Source organism: Nitrobacter vulgaris (assembly GCF_031453995.1).
GTDB classification, from domain to species: Bacteria; Pseudomonadota; Alphaproteobacteria; order Rhizobiales; family Xanthobacteraceae; genus Nitrobacter; species Nitrobacter vulgaris.
This window is the reverse complement of record NZ_JAVDPZ010000079.1, coordinates 1-2,715: the sequence shown is the minus strand read 5'-3', so window position 1 is coordinate 2,715 and position 2,715 is coordinate 1. Positions and strand designations below refer to the sequence as shown.

Genomic DNA, 2,715 nt, shown 5'->3' with positions numbered 1-2,715 from the left:
CTCCAAAAAGCCGACCACCCATGAATCATTGAAAACGTGATTCGAGAATCCTGTTGAGACGATCCATCTAATAAATCTGCCAAAGTAGTGCTAGACTGAATCGGCATACGAAAAAATTGGTTTGAACCTTTTTACGGGTTCAATCGCCTCATGATTGCTGGGGAAGTTTTTAGGACCAGCCACGAACCAGCGCCGCCGACGAACATAGTTCGCCGCGCGGTGTTCTGTGTTTTACGGACCTCACGTTAGCAGCCCAAGCAAAAAACCGCCCAGACCACTGCGACTAGACATAACCTCATCCGATAGGTCAAGGTACGGATTCGCGTACTTGTCCCGCCGTCTCTCCTTCGCTCCAATGTGGTGCGGCTCGCGAGCACATCAAACTTGTTTCGTAAAACGTTCGGCTAGTTCAATCACCCTTTGTCGGGACTCGCTGTTTTTATGAATGCTTTTAACAGGCGATTTACGTCAGTTAGGTGCGCGCGTCGATCACTTTCTCCGCCAGCTTTCTCAGATCGGCAGGACAAATGTCATCACTCCCACAACATGAAGCGCTCGAACAACTGATAGATGACGCTTGGCACACGGCCCAGCGCCTAGATTTTAAAGATGGTCAAACTCTTTCTCGAAATGGTGAAACTTGAACACTTTATCAAGAGATCCAGGCCACGATCAGTTCAAGCGCGGTCCTACGTCTTGGGAGAGACACAACACCTTGCCAGCCGCTAAATAACACCAAACGTTAATGATGCCGGGAGGTATAGTTAGTCTATAAGGCAACAATCGCAATGGCATAAGCATGGATATAGCTCTTGTTCTGCTGTCTACCAGCGCACTGATAGGTGCAACCGCAAGCTTACGTTTAAAAGTCTTTGTCCTTGTACCCCTCGCAGTGCTGATTGTCCTCGTCTCGGCCGCTGTTCTCCATATGCACGGCTTTGGACCCGGAAATGGAGTTGTTATCATAGTCGCGTGTCTGGTCGTGAACCAGGCAGCCTATGTCCTTATTCAGATCGGCCTCGGGACCAGCGCCTCTGAGCAATCATTTGATGAAGTAACCGACGGCAAACCAGCCCCCGCCCGCGACCAGGCTGTCGATGACGATCACGGCGATCAACAGTCGCCCCCACCCCGGCTTCTTCTTTCGCAAAAAAAATAGCGCGCGGCGTATTTTCCGATGTCTACTGTACCATTTTTGCTTAAAGAGCGCGCGTGTTGCGTCTTGGTGAGATAGTGTTTGGGTCATAACAAGGCACTTTGCGTTGTGATCTCATTGAACGTTCTGTCCAAAGCAAAGCGAGTGCCATGTTGAGAAGAAACCGCGAATTGAAGCTAAGACATGAACGGCAAATAGAGCAGCAGTCCGGTCAAAACAATAAATCCAACAGCAATGACCAGAAGCATGATCTTCTGAGTGCTACTATCGCCGTCAAACTCCGGATTGGATTGGTCTACCACTGGTGATAACGGCTTTCATTTCATCACGGCGCGCTCCAATCCTAAATCGGGCGTGGAACACAGTTCGCGTTCTCATCACCGATTGTAGCCATGATCCATACGGTGATGAAAACAATGTGCGCAATTGGTTCCAAGGCGAATGATCGGACAGACCAGGAAATGCTGCGCCACTCACGAAAAGTCGTGATCGCTGTTATGTCTCACAGTGCTTCCTAAAAGTTCATACGAATTTAAACAAAACTTTGCACCAAGGTTAAACCGGCACACCGACCGCCGTACTCCGCTGCCCTGGTGCGGTCGTTTCGCCGACGCGCGTGACCCAGGATCGATTGTTTCGTCAGCACGATCGTAAGTGAATTGAGGGCGCTGGTCGTTAAGCTCGTCGTGCACCATGCACGGGACGTCTGGATTGAAGGTGGCCATCGGCTGCATCGGCGCATCCCTTTTGCCTGGAGCACGAGCACTCCGCGTCAATAGCGCGAGCGTGGCCAGCCCATCGTTGCTTTAGCGACCCCTGGCGGGGCAGTCCAGGAAACGGCGGACAAAGCTGTGCACTCGCTTCGGCCCGGATTGAGCTTGTGCTACGATACAACCAGCCAGCTCGATTCGTCGGTTTTGGAATCGTGCCGCGCAGTTGCGTCTGAGTCTCCCACTCCGCAGTACGCCTCCACAACCGAGGAGCCGTCGCCAATGTGGCAATCAAAGCGCCAACCACGCATCAAGAAGACCTGCGACTACTGCAACCAGTCCGCCTTCGGCCTCATGCGCCGGCACAGCGGGGGCAAGACGTTCTGCTCACCGCACTGCGAGGCATCGTTCACAAACTGCCGGATGATCGAAGGAGCGGAAATCGAAGGGCCAGTGCCCGACGGCCCGCACGGCGACTTCATTGCCGCCCTCCGCTACCCGTGAACCCCACCCTTGTCGGACTCCCCTTCGTCCCGGCAAGCCGACTGCTCCCGCTTTAATGGGGGGGGACTTTTTTGCACGAGGAAGAGCGTTGGCGGAGAGACGATACGCGGCAACGGCCATGACGAGTTGATGCGACGGTAGAAGCCGCGCTCTTGATGTTTTACCGCCGCCGCACACCTCCTATGCCGAAGGAGGTCGCCATGCCAATAGAGAGGAAGGTCTGCGCTTACTGCGGCAAGAACCGCTTCGGCCTAGAACCGATCGACATTCAGGATTCCCAATCGGTTTGATCGCTGATTCATAGAGCTCCGTGATTCGTCACGGAGCAGATCATGGCGGCGAAGC

General features: G+C 53.6%; 2 protein-coding genes. Both read left to right on the top strand.

What is annotated here, in order from left to right; all coding sequences use genetic code 11:
- The first annotated feature begins 799 nt into the window (after nt 1–799).
- The gene (locus GGQ85_RS20595) at nt 800–1,159 is read left to right on the top strand and encodes a hypothetical protein (protein WP_309776070.1); all 360 of its coding nucleotides are present in this window, start codon (nt 800–802) and stop codon (nt 1,157–1,159) included.
- Between the two features lie 989 nt (nt 1,160–2,148).
- Nucleotides 2,149–2,370, top strand: coding sequence for a hypothetical protein (locus GGQ85_RS20590; protein WP_309776069.1), 222 nt, complete (start codon nt 2,149–2,151; stop codon nt 2,368–2,370).
- Nucleotides 2,371–2,715: the final 345 nt, after the last annotated feature.